General features: G+C 72.7%; 16 protein-coding genes and 1 tRNA gene. 12 read left to right on the forward strand and 5 right to left on the reverse strand.

Annotation, left to right across the window (positions count from 1 at the left end; translation table 11 throughout):
- Window positions 1-26: 26 nt before the first annotated feature.
- The 3 genes from ELQ40_RS11315 to ELQ40_RS11325 are packed head-to-tail and all read right to left on the reverse strand — an operon-like array spanning window position 27 to window position 5628.
- Window positions 27-2066: a YhgE/Pip domain-containing protein gene (locus tag ELQ40_RS11315; RefSeq protein WP_127793779.1), complete on the reverse strand. Its 2040-nt coding sequence runs from the start codon at window positions 2064-2066 to the stop codon at window positions 27-29.
- Complete coding sequence (locus ELQ40_RS11320; protein ID WP_127793780.1) at window positions 2063-5008, reverse strand: MMPL family transporter; 2946 nt, start codon at window positions 5006-5008, stop codon at window positions 2063-2065. The genes ELQ40_RS11315 and ELQ40_RS11320 overlap by 4 nt, the downstream gene beginning before the upstream one ends.
- A gap of 8 nt (window positions 5009-5016) precedes the next feature.
- Window positions 5017-5628, reverse strand: a complete 612-nt coding sequence (locus ELQ40_RS11325; protein ID WP_127793781.1) for a TetR/AcrR family transcriptional regulator — start codon at window positions 5626-5628, stop codon at window positions 5017-5019.
- Window positions 5629-5725: 97 nt separating this feature from the next.
- Here ELQ40_RS11325 and ELQ40_RS11330 point away from each other — a divergent pair, with 97 nt between their 5' ends.
- From ELQ40_RS11330 to ELQ40_RS11360, 7 genes are all read left to right on the forward strand, one after another.
- On the forward strand, window positions 5726-5914 hold the full coding sequence (locus ELQ40_RS11330; protein WP_127793782.1) for a hypothetical protein: 189 nt from the start codon (window positions 5726-5728) through the stop codon (window positions 5912-5914).
- Window positions 5915-6023: 109 nt separating this feature from the next.
- Entirely contained in the window at window positions 6024-6476 is a 453-nt protein-coding gene (locus ELQ40_RS11335; RefSeq protein ID WP_127793783.1) for a hypothetical protein, read from the forward strand.
- Window positions 6477-6594: 118 nt separating this feature from the next.
- Window positions 6595-7299 carry a biotin transporter BioY gene (locus ELQ40_RS11340; protein WP_127793784.1) on the forward strand — a complete coding sequence of 235 codons (705 nt, stop codon included), beginning with the start codon at window positions 6595-6597 and terminating at the stop codon, window positions 7297-7299.
- Window positions 7296-8612: an AMP-binding protein gene (locus tag ELQ40_RS11345; protein ID WP_127793785.1), complete on the forward strand. Its 1317-nt coding sequence runs from the start codon at window positions 7296-7298 to the stop codon at window positions 8610-8612. Before ELQ40_RS11340 ends, ELQ40_RS11345 begins: the two co-directional genes overlap by 4 nt.
- Window positions 8609-9772 carry a thiolase family protein gene (locus ELQ40_RS11350; protein WP_127793786.1) on the forward strand — a complete coding sequence of 388 codons (1164 nt, stop codon included), beginning with the start codon at window positions 8609-8611 and terminating at the stop codon, window positions 9770-9772. The genes ELQ40_RS11345 and ELQ40_RS11350 overlap by 4 nt, the downstream gene beginning before the upstream one ends.
- Window positions 9769-10449, forward strand: coding sequence for an energy-coupling factor ABC transporter ATP-binding protein (locus tag ELQ40_RS11355; protein ID WP_127793787.1), 681 nt, complete (start codon window positions 9769-9771; stop codon window positions 10447-10449). The genes ELQ40_RS11350 and ELQ40_RS11355 overlap by 4 nt, the downstream gene beginning before the upstream one ends.
- A 15-nt stretch (window positions 10450-10464) precedes the next feature.
- Window positions 10465-11058, forward strand: a complete 594-nt coding sequence (locus ELQ40_RS11360) for an energy-coupling factor transporter transmembrane protein EcfT (RefSeq protein ID WP_127793788.1) — start codon at window positions 10465-10467, stop codon at window positions 11056-11058.
- 52 nt (window positions 11059-11110) lie between these two features.
- On the opposite strand, the gene ELQ40_RS11365 is transcribed toward ELQ40_RS11360, so the two are convergent.
- A tRNA-Lys gene (locus tag ELQ40_RS11365) sits at window positions 11111-11186 on the reverse strand.
- A 153-nt stretch (window positions 11187-11339) separates the two neighbouring features.
- Here ELQ40_RS11365 and ELQ40_RS11370 point away from each other — a divergent pair.
- From ELQ40_RS11370 to ELQ40_RS11385, 4 genes are all read left to right on the forward strand, one after another.
- Window positions 11340-12131: an inositol monophosphatase family protein gene (locus ELQ40_RS11370; RefSeq protein ID WP_127793789.1), complete on the forward strand. Its 792-nt coding sequence runs from the start codon at window positions 11340-11342 to the stop codon at window positions 12129-12131.
- Window positions 12132-12210: 79 nt separating this feature from the next.
- Window positions 12211-12711 carry a septum formation family protein gene (locus tag ELQ40_RS11375; protein ID WP_164863557.1) on the forward strand — a complete coding sequence of 167 codons (501 nt, stop codon included), beginning with the start codon at window positions 12211-12213 and terminating at the stop codon, window positions 12709-12711.
- Between the two features lie 43 nt (window positions 12712-12754).
- Window positions 12755-13396, forward strand: coding sequence for a TetR/AcrR family transcriptional regulator (locus ELQ40_RS11380; protein WP_127793791.1), 642 nt, complete (start codon window positions 12755-12757; stop codon window positions 13394-13396).
- A 92-nt stretch (window positions 13397-13488) separates the two neighbouring features.
- Window positions 13489-15222: an MDR family MFS transporter gene (locus ELQ40_RS11385; protein ID WP_127793792.1), complete on the forward strand. Its 1734-nt coding sequence runs from the start codon at window positions 13489-13491 to the stop codon at window positions 15220-15222.
- Here the strand turns inward: ELQ40_RS11385 and ELQ40_RS11390 are convergent.
- Complete coding sequence (locus ELQ40_RS11390; RefSeq protein WP_127795268.1) at window positions 15208-16104, reverse strand: DMT family transporter; 897 nt, start codon at window positions 16102-16104, stop codon at window positions 15208-15210. The two genes, ELQ40_RS11385 and ELQ40_RS11390, sit on opposite strands and share 15 nt — an antisense overlap.
- A gap of 163 nt (window positions 16105-16267) precedes the next feature.
- Here ELQ40_RS11390 and ELQ40_RS11395 point away from each other — a divergent pair, with 163 nt between their 5' ends.
- Window positions 16268-17203: a LysR family transcriptional regulator gene (locus ELQ40_RS11395; protein WP_127793793.1), complete on the forward strand. Its 936-nt coding sequence runs from the start codon at window positions 16268-16270 to the stop codon at window positions 17201-17203.
- Window positions 17204-17206: the final 3 nt, after the last annotated feature.

Consider the following 17206-nt stretch of genomic DNA (forward strand, 5'->3'; position numbering starts at 1 on the left):
TCGTCAGATCACCCGGGTGGCGAAGCTCACCCGAACGTCGCCGCGGCCAGTCCCGTCGAGCGGATGCCCCTCCGCCGGGCGACGACGAGCATCGTGAGCGCCACCGAACCGGCGCCGAACAGCGCGAGCACGGCCGCGGCCCCGGCCACGACCCCTCCCGACGCCCCGGCGACGATGGCCTGCATGCCCTGCACCGCCCAGGTGAGCGGCAGCAGCGGGCTGATCGCCTGGAACGGCCCGCTCACGAGCTCGATCGGGTAGAGCCCGCCGGTCGCGGTGAGCTGCAGCGCGACGAGCACGAGCGAGACGACGACGCCCATGCGTCCGAGCCAGGTGGTGAGGAACGCGTGCAGCGCCGTGAACACCAGGGCGAGGAGGGCGGCGAACGCGAGCGTCTGCGGCAGCACCGCCCACGTCACGCCGAGCGCGGTGTGCAGGAGCAGCACGACGGCGACCGCCTGCACGAGGCCGACGACGGCGGCGCGGGCGAGCGTGCGACCGACGAGGCCGGGCGTCGACGCGGTGCTGCGCAGCGCCTCGCGCGATAGCGGAGGGAACACGAGGAAGAGCGCCAGCGCCCCGAGCCAGAGCCCGATCGGTACGAACAGCATGCCGATGACGGCGGCGATCGACGAGATCTCGTTGTCGCGCTCGGCGTCGACCCCGACCGGGTTCGACACGACGTCGGCCGTGCGCTCGGCGTCGAGGTCGGTGAGCGCAGAGGCGCCGTCGGCGCCCTGCGCGAGCCCGTCGGCAAGCTGCGTGGCGCCGTCGCTCAGCTGCGTCGCACCCGACGCGGCCTCGGAGGCGCCGGTCGAGAGCTGCCCGAGTCCGGAGGCGAGCTCGCCGACGCCACCGGCGAGCGCATCGGCGCCCGTCGCGAGCTGGTCGGCGCCGGATGCGAGGCCGGATGCCCCGTCGCGCAGCTGCGCCGAGCCGCCCGAGAGCTGCGCCGCGCCCGAGGCGAGGCCGTCGATGCCGCCCTGGATGCCGTCGATCGCGGCGCGCGACTCGCCCGCGAGGGCCTGACCCCCGGTGGAGAGCTGCTGCAGCTCGGATCGGACGCCGGTCACCGTCTCCGCCGCGGTCGCGAGCTCCGGGAACCGCTCGACGAGGTCGGGGTTGGCGGCCACGAAGCCGTTGAGCCAGTCGGAGGCCGGCCCGAGGTACCCATCGACCTCGGTGACGCCCTGCGAGATGCCGCCCGTGTACCGGTCCCAGGCCGCCGAGATCTCGTCGAGGCCCTTCGCACCGGAACTGAGCCCGCCGAGCCCGCTCGCAATGCCGTCGACGCCTTCGGTGTAGCTCGTCACGCCGCTCGCGTACTGCGACACCCCTGCCGCGTACTCGTCCGCACCGGCGGCGTACTCCCCAGCCCCCGCGGAGGCATCCGTCGCGCCGCTCGACGCCTGCGCCAGGCCGTCGGAGAGCTGCCCGACCCCGCCCGCGAGCGTTCCCGCGCCGCTCGAGAGCTCGGCAGCGCCGTCGGCGGCGTCGCCGAGCGACCCGCCGAGGCCCGCCAGGTTCGCGTAGAAGCCCTCGAGGTATTGCGCGGTGATCTCCTGGCCGAACGCGGCGCTCATCGCCGTGCCGACGGACTGCGCGACCGAGCCCGCGAGGTATCCGTGCGCGTCGTCGGTGCGGATGGTGAGTCCGGCCCGCTCGGGGTCGGTGCCCGACATCGAGGTGATCGACGCCGAGAAGTCCGAGGGAATGGTCAGCACGGCGTACGCCTCGCCCGACGCGAGGCGCTCCGCGGCATCCTCGTCGTTGGTGATCGACCAGTCGAAGCCGGTCTCGCCGTCGCCGGTGAGCTCGGTCACGAGCAGCCGACCGGCGAGCACCATCTGCTCCTCGCCGTCGGGCGTCGTGGTCGTGACCATCTCGTCGTCGTTCACCACGACGGCGGGGATTGCGTCGATGCGGTCGGCTGCTCCCCCAAGGGCGCCGGAGAACAGTCCGGCCACGGCGAGCGGCACCACGAGGACGGTCGCGAGCAGGACGCCGAACCGGATGCGGCGCTGCTTGGGGGTGCTGCCGAGCAGCGATTGGAGCCTGGTGCTCATCGGGTCGCCTCCTCGAGGACGCGGGTCGGTCGGATGGTTCGGATGCCGCGTGCGGCGAACGGCGACGCGTCGTGGCCGGGCGCGACGCCGGCGATGACGGTGACGCCGGCCGGGACCAGTCGCTCGGCGACGGCCCAGAACCGGCTCGCGTCGGCCCCGGTCTCGTCATCGAGGTCGATGACGACCGCAGCCGGACGCTCCACGAGCGCGGCGACGAGGGCGACGAAGGCGCGGTCGATCGCGCCGAGCGACGCCAGTGCGGTGTCGTCGCGGAGGGCCGGAGCCTGGACGGATGCCGAAGCCCGGAGCGATGCCGGAGTCCGGACCGATGCTGAATCGGCCGATGTCGCGCCTGCGGCGCCGCGCGCGGACTCGAGCCGGTCGATCCAGCCCGCGACGGCCGAGCGGGGCGTGGTCAGCCGGTACCACGGGCGCGTGGCATCCGCTCGTGCGCCGATGAGCTCGCCGACGCTGAGCGTCGGCGTCTCGTCGTCGGGCGATCCGTCGAGTTCGGCGATCGCGACCCGGCGCTGCACGGCGGGCGCGCCCGTCGGCAGGGGCTCGCCGAGCACGGCGATCAAGCCGTCGACCGGATCGAGCCGTCCCGCGAGCGTCGCCAGCACGACGCGTCGGTCGACGCGGTCGCCCTCGACGAGCAGCGCCCCACCGGTCGGGACCTCCGCGTCGAGCGGGCCGATGGGCCGCTCGGGCAGGCCGAACACGGCCGCCTCCGCGCGCACGGCGGCCTGGCGGGCACCCGCCCACTCGGCCTGCTCGAGGTGCGCCCGCAGGCCCTCGCCCTCGATGTCGACGTCGGGCAGCACCCGCGCCAGCCATCGCGGCAGCCACCACGCGGCCTTGCCGGCGAGCGCCATGGCCGCGGGCACGAGCGTCATGCGAACGAGGAACGCATCGAAGGCGACGCCGATCGCGAGGGCGAACGCGATGCCCTTGAGGATCGCCGAACCCTCGGGCACGAACGCGAAGAAGACGAAGAACATGATCAGCGCCGCCGCGGTCACGACCCGTGCCGAGTGCTGGAACCCGTGCACGACCGACTCGCGGGCGCGGCCCGTCTTCACGTACTCCTCGCGCATTCCCGAGACGAGGAAGACCTCGTAGTCCATCGCGAGGCCGAACAGCACCGCCATCAGGAGGATCGGGAGGAAGCTCAGGATCGGGCCCGGCTCGATGTGCAGCAGGTCGGCGCCCCAACCCCACTGGAACACCGCGACCGTCGCGCCGATGGCGCCGAAGGCCGAGAGCAGGAAGCCGAGCGCCGCTTTGACGGGCACGAAGACGGACCGGAAGACGATGAGCAGCAGCACGATCGAGAGTCCGACGACGATGAGCGCGAACGGGATGAGCGCGTCGTTCAGGCGCTGCGAGATGTCGATCGCGACCGCGGTGTACCCGGTCACCGCGATCGGCGTGCCGTATTCGTCGACGATCGACGGCTCGAGGTCGCGGATGGCCTGCACGACCTCCTTCGTCTCGGGGTCGGTCGGTCCCGACTCCGGGATCACCTGGATGATCGCCGTGTCGACCGTCTCGTTCGGCAGGCCCTGGCCGACGTACGCGACGCCGTCGACCGCGGCCAGCTCGTCGCCGATCGCCTCGAGGTCGCCGAACACGTCGGTCGTCTGGGTGATGTCGACCGTCACGATGAGCGGGCCGTTGTACCCGGGACCGAAGCCGGCCTCGAGCATGTCGTACGCCTCGCGCTGACTCGAGCCGGGCTCGCCGGCGCCCGACGGCAGGTTGAGGTCGAGGCTCGCCGCCGGGATCGCGCTCGCGCCGAGGAGGCCGACCACGAGCACGACGAACACGATCGGGGCCTTCAGCACGGTCTGCACCCAGCGGCGGCCCAGCGTCGGGCGCCCGCCGTCGTCGGCCGCGGTCGCGCGACGCGCGGCGCGGCTCCCGGGCTTCGGCGCCAGGCGCCGACCGGCCAGCCCCATGAGGGCGGGCAGCAGTGTGAGCGCGCCCGCCACGGCGACGAACACGGCGAACGCGGCGCCGACGCCCATGACGCTCAGGAACGGGATGCCGACGACCAGCAGGCCCAGCAGGGCGATGATCACCGTGAGCCCGGCGAACACGACCGCACCGCCCGCGGTGGCGACGGCCTCGGCCGCGCTCTCCTCGGGATCCTCTCCGCGGGCCAGCTGCGTGCGATGCCGCGACAGGATGAACAGCGCGTAGTCGATGCCCACCGCGAGCCCGATCATGACGGCGAGCATCGGTGCCGTGCTCGAGACCGGCGCGAACGCCGCCACGATCGAGATGCCGCCGAAGGATGCCCCGACGCCGACGAGCGCGGTGAGCAGCGGCATCCCGGCCGACAGCATCGAACCGAAGGTGATGATGAGCACGACGCCGGCGAACACGACGCCGAGCGCCTCGGTCACGGTGAGGCCGAACGACGTCTCCTGGAAGACCTCGCCGCCGAAGGCGACCTCGAGCCCGGCGTCCTCGCCGATCGACCCGGTCGCGGTGACGGCCTCGATCGACGCGTCGGTGACATCCGTCGTCTGGCCGTCGAACGTGACCTGGATGTACGCGGTACGGCCGTCCTCGGAGACCTGGTCGCCGGCGTACTCGTCGAACGGCCCGAGCACGCTGGCGACGCCGTCGACCTGCTCGATCTCGGCTTCCATGGCCTCGATGGCGGCTTTGGCGGAGGCATCCTCGACGGAGTCGCCCTCGGGTGCCTCGACGACGGCTTTGGCCGATGCGCCGGCGGTCTGCGGGAAGACGGCCGCGAGCTGGTCGATCGCCTCCTGGGACTCGGTGCCCGGGATGGAGAACGACTCCTGGAGCTGGCCGCCGAGGCCGAGGCCGGCGCCGAGGAGTGCGCCGAGTGCGAGCACCCAGCCGGCCACGACGAGCCAGGCCCGCCGGTAGGCGAAGCGTCCGATGCGGTGGAGGAACAGGGCCACGTCGATCCTCAGTTCTGGTCGGCGGGTCGATCGACGATCGACATGGAGATCGGGTCGAGCAGCTCCGCGAGCACCTCGCGGAGCGCGTCGCGGAGCTCGTCGTCGGACGTCGTCGATCCGGGGTCGTCGAAGGCGCGTCCGGCGGTCAGCAGGAACGCGGCGCCGCCGAGGCCCACCCCGAACCTGACCTGTTCGGTCACGGATGCCCGATCGTGGCAGATGGCGGCCGCGAGGCGTCGCACGGCGGTGTTCGCCCGCACGATGATGGGGAGTTCCCCGAGGCTCTGGCCCTGGATCAGGAAGACGTGCACGGCCTCGCGATGCGCGAGGAGGAGGTCGACCACCTGGTCGACCAGCAGACGGCGGCGGGCCTGGTCGCCGGCGACCACGAACTCGTCCACGAGCCGCTCGAACTCGACGACCGCGGGTTCCACGGCCGCATCGAGCAACGCCTCCTTCGAAGCGAAGTGGTACAGCACGCTCGACTTCGAGTATCCGGCGTGGTCGGCGATCGTCTGCAGCGACGTTGCGCCGAATCCGACCGCGGCGAACTGCTCGAGTGCGACGTGCTTGAGCTCGTCGGCCGCGCGCACGCGTGAGGGCGCTGGTGTGGAGGGCATCCTCCGACGCTAGTTGACCGATCGGTCAGGGTCTGTCCGATCGGTCAGATTCGGGGCGTTCTCCCAGCACCCCGTCACGAGGCGGTAGCGTGGCGGCATGCGCAAGTACCTGTTCAGCGGCGCGGTCATCAGCGCGATCTTCAGCGGCGTCGGCGTCCTGCGCGCCACCACCGCAGGCCCCCGCGACTGGCGCCTCGTGCTCATGTGGATCTCCTGGGCGGCCAGTCTCGCGATCGCGATCGGCACCGTCGCCGAAGAGGCCCGCGACGGCGAACTGGAGCTCTGACCGAGCGACCCGCACGCTCTCCGCCCGCCGGTCCGACGGCCCTCGGCGTGTCAGTTCGCGCGCGACCTTTCGCGTGCTCCAGACTGTGCAGACGGGCACCCTGCCGCCCGTGTCGTACCACCGAAAGGGGCCGCTGATGTTCCGCCGCTGGCGCCGCCGCGCACGTCTCGTCGCCGAGACCGCCGCCCACGTCGCACCGAAGCCGCGAGAATCGGCTGCGGACCTCCGCGGTGAACACATCTTCGAACTCCTGAACGCGAAACTCGCGGAGTTCATCGGCGGCAACGGCCAGTGGGCCCTCGTGCGCCGCACCCCGCAGGGCACCGATCGCATCTTCGACGCGGTCGTGACCCACCAGATCGCCGCCGACCTCACCCGCGTCATCCTCGAGGAGCGCGAGCAGGTCGCCGTCGTGGTGCCGCAGGGCGAGGAGTCCATGGCACTCGGCTGGGAGCCCGCGCCGCTCATCGTGTGGGCCGACCCGGCGACGCGCGTCGATGCCGACACCGACGACGACGACGTGCGCTCGATCGCCCCGGCCCGGCTCGACTCCGCAGCCTGACCACTCCCCGTACAAGGTCCGCACCGGAATCTTGTAGGTCGTCTTCTGCGCCGACCCCGCGCCGGTTCGTAGCGTGATGCCCGGGCACACCGCCCGACCACGACCGAACAGGGGAACCATGCCGACCGAACCCGCGCCCGCCGAGTCCCGGGCCGCGTCGCCCGCCCCGGCCGCGACCGCTGCGCCGACGACCGCTGCGCCCGCTCCGCGCAAGCGCCGGTCGACCGCGACCGACCTCGGGCAGATCGCCGTGTTCGCCGCCGTGATCGCGGCCCTCGGCCTGCCGGGCGCCCTGTACCTCGGCGGCACGGCGGTGCCGATCACGTTCCAGACGCTCGGCGTCATGCTCGCCGGCGCGATCCTGGGCGCCCGCAAGGGGTTCCTGTCGGTGCTGCTGCTGATCGTGCTCGTCGCCGCCGGGCTGCCGCTGCTGTCCGGCGGCCGCGGCGGCATCGGGGTGTTCGTCGCCCCGTCCGTCGGATACCTCGTCGGCTGGCTCGCCGGCGTCGCCGTCATCGGCTGGGCGACCGCTCGCCTGCTCCCCCGCTACCGCCTCGTGCCCGCGCTGCTGTGGACCGCGCTCGGCGGCATCGTCGTGATCTACCTGTTCGGCGTGCCGATCTTCGCCGCCATCACGGGCACCCCGATCGGCGTCGCGTTCGCCGGATCGGCGGTGTTCCTCCCGGGCGACATCGCCAAGGTCGTCGTCACCGTGCTCGTCGCCAAGGGCGTGCACCGTGCCTGGCCGGGGCTCATCACGCCCCGCCCGTGGCCGTGGGCGCGAGCGGCGAAGCCGGGCGCGGAGGCATCCGGCGCAGCATGAGCGACTGGCTCCACGGCGCACCGCACGACGTCGCCCTCTCGTTCGGGGGCGACGTCGTGCGGTACGCCGACCTCGCGCGACTGGTCGGCGCGGCGCGGCTCCCCGAGGGCGACGGCGCGATCGGATGCCCCGCGGGCGTCGATCCCGTCGTGTTCGTCACGACCGTGCTGGCGGCCCTCGACCGCGGGCGGCCGGTCATCGTCGGCGCATCCGACGATGAGGCCGCCCGGCTCACGCCGCTGCTGCCCGCGCGCACCGAGCTCGGCCTGCTGACGTCGGGCTCCAGCGGCGCGGACGGGATGCCGCGGGTGATCGCCCGCACGAACGAGTCCTGGCTCGCCTCCGCCGAACCGCTGGCCGAGTTGGCGGGCATCGGCAGCGCCGACCGCGTCGTGGCGACCGGCCCGCTGCACGTCTCGATGCACCTGTACGCCGTGCTGCACGCGCTGCGGATGGGCGCGACCGTCGTCGACACCGCCGAGCGCGCCACCGTCGCGCACGCCACGCCGACGCGTCTGCACCGGATGCTCGACGGCGACGCGACGACGCCCGGGGTCGTGGTCGTCGCGGGCGCCGCTCTCGCACCCGCGCTGCGGGAGCGCGCGGTCGAGCGGGGCATCCGGCTCGTGGAGTACTACGGCGCCGCCGAACTGTCGTTCGTGCTGGGCGGCACCGACGGGTCGCTCCGCGCGTTCCCGGGCGTGGAGGTCGAGCTGCGCGATCGCGCCCTCGGCCCGGCACCGCACGCCCGCTCGGCACCGCACGCCGGCACGGAGCTTTGGGCGAGTTCCCCGTATCTCGCGCTCGACGCGGTCGGCGGCGGCGAACTCGGGCCGGGCATGCTCCGTCGCGACGCGCGCGGCTTCGCGACCGTCGGCGACCTCGCCGAGGCCGACGGGCGCGGCGGCGTGCGCGTGCTCGGCCGGGCCGACGCGGCCATCGTCACCGCGGGCGCGACCGTGCTCGCCGAGGACGTCGAGGCCCGGCTCACCGGCATCCCGGGCGTCGAGGCCGCAGCCGTCATCGGCGAACCGCACGAGCTGCTCGGCGAACGCGTCGTCGCGGTCGTCGAGCTCGCCGCGGGTATCGGCGTCGACCGCGTCGCTGCCCTCGCGAGGTCGGTGCTCGCCTCGAGCGAGCTCCCCCGGCGCTGGGTCGTGCGCCAGCTGCCCCGAACGGCCTCGGGCAAGGTCGCCCGCGGAGTCTTGCGCGAGGAGATCCTCGCCGAGTCGACGCACGACGGCGCTACGACTCACGAGGCCTCCTCGACGCACGAAACCCCTCCGACTCACGAAGCCGAGGCCGCACGATGACCGGCGCACCCGTGCTGGTCGCGGCGGGACGCACGGCGATCGCGACCGCCGGGCGCGGGTTCGCGACGCACACCGTCGACGCGCTCGCCGCGGCCGTGCTCGCCGAGGTCGCACGCGCCGTCGCACCGGCCGGGCTGCCGATCGACGACGTGGTGCTCGGGAACTGCATGGGGCCGGGCGGCGACGTCGCCCGCGTCGCGGCGCTCCGCGCCGGCCTGGGGGCCGACGTGCCCGGCGTCACGGTCGACCGGCAGTGCGGCTCGGGACTCGACGCCGTGCTGCAGGCAGCCGCGAGGGTCCGTGCGGGCGACGCGCAGCTCGTGCTCGCCGGAGGTGCGGAGTCGGCGTCGACCGCGCCGCACCGGATGTGGCCCGGCACGGGCGACCGCTACTCGCGCGCACCGTTCGCGCCCGCCGGGCATCCCGACCCCGACATGGGGCCTGCGGCCGACGTGCTGGCCGCGGTGCGCGGCATCACACGCGACCGACAGGATGCCTGGGCGGCACGCTCGCACGCGCTCGCCGCGCGGGCACAGGCGGCAGGGGTCTTCGACCACGAGATCGTCGAGGTTAACGGCGTCGTCCGCGACGACCGTCCGCGCGCGGGCATGGATCTCGAGCGCCTCGCGCGCTTCGCGCCCGTGTTCGCGCCGGACGTCGACGACGACGACGTGCTGCGCACCGGTCGCGGCACGGTCACGGCCGGCAACTCGTGCGGGTTCTCCGACGGCGCCGCGGCCATGGCTGTGACGACGGCTGAGGTCGCGCGCGAACTCGGACTCCCCGCGCTGCGCGTCGTCGCCGCGACCGTCGCCGCCGGCGACCCCGCCCTGCCAGGGCTCGGCGCGGCACCCGCGGCACGACGCGCGCTCGAGCGGGCGGGGCTCGCGGCATCCGACCTGGGGTTCGTGGAGATCACCGAGGCGTTCGCCGCGCAGGTGCTGGCGGTCAGCGACGAACTCGGCCTCGACGAGGAGCTCATCAGCGCCGACGGCGGGGCCATCGCGCTCGGGCATCCGTGGGGCGCTTCGGGCTCGGTGCTGCTGGTGCGCCTCGCTGCGCGGATGCTGCGCGCCGACGACGACGACCGGCCGGGACTCGCCGCCTGCTCGATCGGCGGCGGCCAGGGCGTGGCGATGATCGTGGAGCGGGTGGCATGAGCGAGATCGTGTTCGACGGCGTGAGCCACCGCTTCGACGACACCGTCGTCGTCGACGAGGTGTCGCTCGTGCTCCGCGAGCGGCGGATCGGCATCGTCGGCGCGAACGGGTCGGGAAAGTCCACGCTCGCGCGCATGATCAACGGCCTCGTCACTCCGACGCAGGGCCGTGTGCTCGTCGACGGCCTCGACGTCGCCCGCAACGGGCGCGACGTGCGCCGCCGTGTCGGGTTCGTCTTCACGAACGCCGACACGCAGATCGTCATGCCGACGGTCCGCGAGGACGTCGCGTTCACCCTGCGCCGACACCGCCTGCCGGCAGCGGATGCCGCCGCCCGCGTCGACGCCGCGCTCGAGCGCGCGGGCATCGCGGACCTCGCCGACCGCCCCGCGCACAAGCTGTCGGGCGGGCAGAAGCAACTGCTCGCGATCGCCGCGGTGCTGGTCGCCGAACCGGCGATCCTCGTGGCCGACGAGCCGACGACGCTGCTCGACGCGCGCAACGCCCGACGGGTCGCGGAGCACTTCGAGTCCCTCGACCAACAGCTCGTCGTCGTCAGCCACCAGCTCGAGCTGCTCGAGTCGTTCGACCGGGTGATCGTGATGGAGCAGGGCCGCGTGGTCGCCGACGGCGAGGCATCCGCCGCGCTCGACGCCTACCGGGCGCTCATCGGGTGATCGGATGACCAGTCCATGATCGGCGTCTTCCACCCGGGCGACACGCTGCTGCACCGGCTCCCCGCGCTCGCGAAGCTCGGTCTGCTGGCTGTCGCGGTCACCGCGATCGCCCTCACCGGCTCGCTGTTGTGGCTCGGCGGGGCATCCGTCGCCGTCGTCGCGGCGTTCGCGATCGCCCGCATCCCGCCGCGACTGGCCTGGCGGCAGGTCTCGCCGATCCTGTGGGCGCTGGCGATCGCGGTGCCGCTCCAGGTGCTCTTCGGCGGCTGGGAGGCCGCAGCGGTGATGGCGGCCCGCCTCCTGCTCGCCGTCGCGCTCGCCGGGCTGTACTCGCTGACGACCCCGGTCTCGGCGACCCTCGACGCCATGCGGGTGCTGCTGCGCCCGTTCCGCCGGTGGCTCGACCCCGACCGCGTGGGGCTCGCGCTCGCCCTCACGATCCGCTGCGTGCCGCTCTTGGCCGAGCTCGTGCGCGAGGTGCTTGAAGCGCGCAAGGCGCGCGGCGCCGAGGGGTCGATCCGGGCCCTCGCGGTGCCCGTGATCGTGCGCGCGCTGCGCACGGCCGAGCACCTCGGCGAGGCGCTCGTCGCGCGCGGATTCGACGACTGACCAGCGACCGGGCGGGAACGAGAACGGCCCCGTCGCGATGCGACGGGGCCGGTGGTGCACCCCCAGGGACTTGAACCCTGAACCCACTGATTAAGAGTCAGTTGCTCTGCCGATTGAGCTAGAGGTGCGTTGATTCCGGGCGATTTTCTCAACCCCGAACCGAGGGATTACGTTAGCAGGTCGACCGGGGTCAGCGCCAATCGAGCGCCGCCACCGGCGTGGCGTGCGGCGATCCATCCTGCCGCCGGGTCGATGCCGACGGCACGGGATAGCCTGATCCGGTGACCACCGAACCCGGCCTCGCCGACGATCTCGCCCTCGCCCTCGCGCTGGCCGACCGAGCCGACGCGATCTCGCTCGAACGGTTCCGCGCCGTCGACCTCGAGGTGTCGACGAAGCCCGACCGCACGCCCGTGACCGAGGCGGACCTCGCGGTCGAGCGTGCGATCCGCGACGGCCTCGCCGACGCTCGGCCCGACGACGGCGTGCTGGGCGAGGAGTTCGGCACCGAGGGTTCGGGCCGGCGGCAGTGGATCATCGACCCGATCGACGGCACCGCGAACTTCCTTCGCGGCGTGCCCGTGTGGGGCACGCTCATCGCGCTCGCGATCGACGGCGAGCCGGTGCTCGGCGTCGTCGCCTCCCCCGCGATGGGTCGCCGCTGGTGGGCGACGCGCGGCGGCGGCGCGTGGACGACGGATGCCCCGGGCGCCGAGCCGCGGGGCATCCGGGTGTCGAACGTGGCCGATCTCGGCGATGCGTCGCTCAGCTTCCAGAGCCTCGCGCAATGGCGCGGTGCGGGTTACCTCGACCGCCTGCTGGCGCTGTCGGAGCGGGTGTGGCGCGACCGGGCCTACGGCGACGTGTGGTCGTACATGCTGCTCGCCGAGGGGCTGATCGACATCACGGGCGAGTTCGACGTGAAGACGTACGACCTGGCGGCGCTGATCCCGATCGTCGAGGAGGCCGGCGGTCGATTCACGTCGATCATGGGCGAGCGTGGGCCGGGCCATGGCAGTGCACTGGCCACGAACGGCCTGCTGCACGACGGGGTGCTCGAGGCGCTGCGCTGAGGAACGGCCGCGAAACCGGATGACACGCCGTACACGCAGGTGCTCTTCCGCAGGGGGCTCGGCCGGCGCCGTCGCAGCGGTGCTACTGGGCCTGCTCGCCGCAGGATGCACCCCCGCAGCCGACGACCGGGCGGAGACTTCGCCGGCGGCGAGGACAGCGTCACCGAGCGCGACGGCTCCGGTGCCGACGACGGAGCCGGATCCCGCCTCCGCCATCCCGGCACCGCCCGCCGCCTACGCCCCGCAGGTCGGGGACTGCTTCGACGTGACGAAGGCGCAGACGGACCTGCGGAAGAGCCTCGTGCCGTGCGAGCAACTCCACGACGACGAGGTCTATGCGGAATTCGCGCTCAGCGGTGAGGCCTATGCGGGCGATGACGCCGTCTTCGATGCCGCCCGTGCCGGATGCATCGACCGCTTCGCCGCGTTCGTGGGCATCCCGTTCGCGCAGTCGCGCCTCGACGTGACGACATACCATCCGTCCGAGCAGTCCTGGGCCGAAGGCGATCGACGGGTCGTCTGCGCGGTGTGGGATCCCTCCACGGCCGTCGAGGGGACGCTCGCCGGCTCGGGCCTGTAGTGGTGATGTGCACTTTGGATGAGAAAGTGCAACAATGCACTTCATGTCCGAAAGTGCAACGACCCTCGCGTCCCCGCGCGAGCGGCGTCGCGCCGAGACGACGCGTGCCCTCATCTCGCTGGCACGCCGAGCGACGGCCGAGCACGGGCTGAACGGCTTCACCGTCGAGGAACTGTGCGAGCAGGCCGGCGTCTCGCGACGCACGTTCTTCAACTACTTCGCGTCGAAGGAGGACGCGGTGCTCGGCTTCGCGATCGACCTCGACCTCGCGCACGCCGACCAGCGCTTCCTCGAACGCCGACCCGAGGGCCTGCCGCCCGGCACCCTCTCCCCCACGCTCCTCGCCGACCTCGCCGCGCTCCACGGCGAGCGCTGGTCGATCCACGGACTCGACCAGGAGTCCGCCGCCGAGCTCACGGCGGCCGCCGAGCGCGAGCCGCGGCTGATCGCCCACATGATCGATCGCGGACGCCGCGACGAGGAGAAGGACGTCGCCCTCGTCGAGGCGCGTGAAGGGCTCGCGCCGGGGCATCCGCTCGCCGCCGTCGCCGTGCAGATCGTCGCGCATCTCGGCCGCGTCGCCGTGCCGCGCTCGCTCGATCTCGAGCATCCGGAGCCGTTCGCCGAGGTGCTCGCGCAGCTCGTCGGTGATGCCGCCCAGCTGTTCGCGACGCAGACCGCCTAGTCCGCCGCGCCGGCACCACACCGCCCCGCACACCCACCGACGGACGCGGCCACCCAGATCCCGAACCGAGAACACGACCCCGAAAGCACCCGATGACCGCCACCGCCTCCACCCCCGTCGTCGCCCCCGGCGACGGGCCGATGCTGCTCACCCAGCGCCGCATCTGGATCATCTTCTCCGCCCTGATCGCCGGCATGCTGCTGTCGAGCCTCGACCAGACGATCGTCTCCACCGCGATGCCGACCCTCGTCGGCGAGCTCGGCGGCGTCGAGCACCAGGTGTGGATCACGAGCGCCTACATCCTCGCGACCACGATCGTCATGCCGATCTACGGCAAGTTCGGCGACATCCTGGGCCGGCGCAACCTGTTCCTCGTGGCGATCGCGATCTTCACGCTCGCGTCGATCGGATGCGCCTTCGCCGGCGACTTCTGGTCGTTCGTCGTGTTCCGCGCCATGCAGGGCCTCGGCGGCGGCGGGCTCATGATCCTCTCGCAGGCCATCATCGCCGACATCGTGCCCGCCAACGAGCGCGGCAAGTACCTCGGCCCGCTCGGCGCGATCTTCGGGCTCTCGGCGGTCGCCGGCCCGCTCCTCGGCGGCTTCTTCGTCGACCACCTGACGTGGCAGTGGGCGTTCTACATCAACATCCCCGTCGGCATCGCTGCGTTCCTCATCGCGGTGTTCGCGCTGAAGCTGCCGAGCAAGAAGGCGACGGCGCCGATCGACTGGCTGGGCGTGGTGTTCCTCTCGATCGCCACCACCTGCCTCATCTTCTTCACGGACTTCGGCGGCGACCGCGAACACGGCTGGGACGACCCCGTCACCTGGGCGTGGGGCGCGGGCCTGCTCGTCGCGATCGCCCTGTTCGTGCTCACCGAGTCGCGCGCCGTCGACCCCGTCATGCCGCTCTCGCTGTTCAAGAACCCGGTCTTCGTCACCACGACGCTCATCGGCTTCGTCATCGGCATCGGCATGTTCGCGGCGATCGGCTTCATCCCGACGTTCCTGCAGATGGCGTCGGGCACCTCGGCCGCGGCATCCGGCCTGTTGATGATCCCGATGATGGTCGGCGTCATGGGCACGTCGATCACGTCGGGCCTCGCGATCACGAAGACCGGGAAGTACAAGATCTACCCGATCCTCGGCACGCTGATCACCGGCGTCACGATGGTCCTGATGACCACGCTGTCCGCCGACACGCCGATCTGGCTGATCTGCGTCTACCTGTTCCTGTTCGGCGCGGGCCTCGGCCTAGTCATGCAGGTGGTCGTGCTCGTCGCCCAGAACTCCGTGCCGGCCTCGCAGATCGGCACCGCGACGAGCTCGAACAACTACTTCCGCGAGGCGGGTGCGGCGCTCGGCATCGCGGTGTTCGGCGCGATCTTCACGAGCCGGCTCACCGAGAACCTGCTCGCCGCGTTCACGGGTGCGGGCGCGTCGGCCGACCAGGCGTCGCAGGCCGCGGCGACCATCGACCCCGCGGCCATGAACGACCTGCCCGACGCGGTTCGCGACTCGATCGTGACGGCGTACGCCGACGCGCTGGCCCCCGTCTTCTGGTACCTCGTGCCGTTCATGGCGGTCGCGTTCGTGCTGGCCCTGTTCCTCAAGGAGATCCCGCTGTCGGACGTCGCCGGGCTCGTCGCGCGCGGCGAGGCGATCGGCGGCGAGGAGGCCGAGCGCCTCGAGGCGGAGCAGCGCACGGCGGCCGCGTCCCGGAAGCACGGTTCGGATGCCGCCGCGAGCGCGCTCGATCCCGTCGCGGTCACTCCTGACGCAGACGCTCCGACCGGTGCGGCGGCCGACCGCTCAGCGGACCGCTGACCGCGGGCGTCGCCGGCTCCACGCGACGCCAGCGACGCACAGCACGCCGCCGATCAGGCCGAGCATCGTGGGCAGCTCGCCCAGGAGCAGCCATGACATGAGCACCACGATCGCCGGCACGGCGAGGGTCGCCGACGCGGTGGCCCCCGCCGTGCTGCGCTGCAGCACGTACGCCCACAGCACGAACGCGACCGCGGTCGGGAAGATCCCGAGGTAGACGGCGCCGGCGACGGCCGCGGGCGGGGCATCCGGCAGTTCGCCGACCAGTTGCGGAAGGAACGGCAGCAGCGCGACGGCACCGGCTGCACAACCGACCCACGTCGCGCCGAGCGCATCCGTCGTGCGGAGCGCGACCTTCTGCACCAGCACGCCCGAGGCGTAGAGGGCAGCGGCGATCAGGCCGAGCGCGATGCCGATCGGCTCGCTGTGCGGGCCGACTCCTCCCGATGCGATGAGCACGACTCCCGTGAACGCGACGCCGATGCCGACCATGAGCGGGCGGGGGAACCCCTCCTTCAGCACCACGCCCGCGACGACGGCGACGAGCAGCGGTGCGATGTTGACGAGCATGGCCGTGGTGCCCGCGTCGAGGTGCCGCTCGGCGAGGTTGAGCGCGAGCGTGTAGCCGGCGAACCACAGCAGCCCGTAGACGATCACGAGCACGAGCCCACGACCGCGCGGGAACGGCGGGCGCCGCCACAGGGCGTAGCCGGCCAGCACGATCGCGCCGACGGCCTGTCGGGCGAGGGCGAGCGCGCCGGGCGAGAGCGCGTCGCCGATGCCGCGGATGGCGATGAACGCGGATGCCCAGAGCAACAGCACGATCAGCATGGCGACCGTCACCCGCCACGACGCGCGACCCGTGGCCGGCTCGCCCGTCATCGGCGCACTCGTGGTCGGCGCATGGGGCGTGGGCGGCACCGATCGGGGCGTGAGGTCATGGGTCGTGCGGCGTTCGCTCATATGCTCCAGCTTCGCCGCACCATTTGTTCAGCACCAGCGAATGATTCTTTTTGACTCGTAAGCATCGCTGTACGATTCGGATATGGACCCCACCCGCCTCCGCGTCTTCCGCGCCGTCGTGCAATCCGGCTCGATCAACGGGGCGGCGACCCGCCTCGGGTACACGCCGTCGGCGATCAGCCAGCACGTGAGCGCCCTCCAACGCGAGACGGGCCTCGTCCTCGTCGAACGTCGGGGCCGGGGCATCCAGCCCACGGCCGCCGGCATCGCCGTCGCCGAACGCGCGACGCGCGTGCTCGACCAGCTCACCGACCTCGAGCACCTCGCCGACGACCTGCGCGCGGGTCGCAGCGGGGTGCTCCGCATCGGGGCCTTCATGTCGGCCAACCGGGTGTGGATGCCCCGCGTCGTCGCCGGCGTCGTCGACGACTTCCCCGACCTGCGCATCGAACTGAGCCTCGCCGAACTGCGCGGCGACCGGCCTGTCGAGCTCGATCTGGACGTGTTCATCGCCGAGGCCGTGCGCGGCGACCGCGATCCCGCCGTCGCCGACGGCTCCGCCGACGGCTACGACGTCGAGCACCTGCGCACCGAGGACTACCTCGCCGTGCTCCCCGCGGGGCATCCGCTCGTCGGCCGCGAGCGGGTCGAGCTGAACGAGCTCCGCGATGCGGACTGGATCGACAACGACATCGCCCGCGGACCGTGCCGCGAGATCCTGATCACGGCCTGCCGCGCTCGCGGCTTCGCCCCGCGCTTCCGGGTCCAGGCATCCGACTATCCGTCGTCGTTCGACTACGTCGCCGCGGGTGTCGGGGTCACCGTCGTGCCACGCCTCGGCGCACACCTGCTGCCGGCGGGCGTCACGGCCGTTCCCATCGCAGATGCCGAGGTCCGCCGGCGGATCATGCTCCGCGTGGCACGCTCCGCACGCACCAACCCCGCAGTACGGCGGGCCACCGAACTGCTCCGCGCCGCCGCGGTGCTACCTGCCGCGGCGCCGCATGCACTAGCGTGACGC

This window comes from Agromyces sp. LHK192, assembly GCF_004006235.1.
Classification (GTDB): Bacteria; Actinomycetota; Actinomycetes; order Actinomycetales; family Microbacteriaceae; genus Agromyces.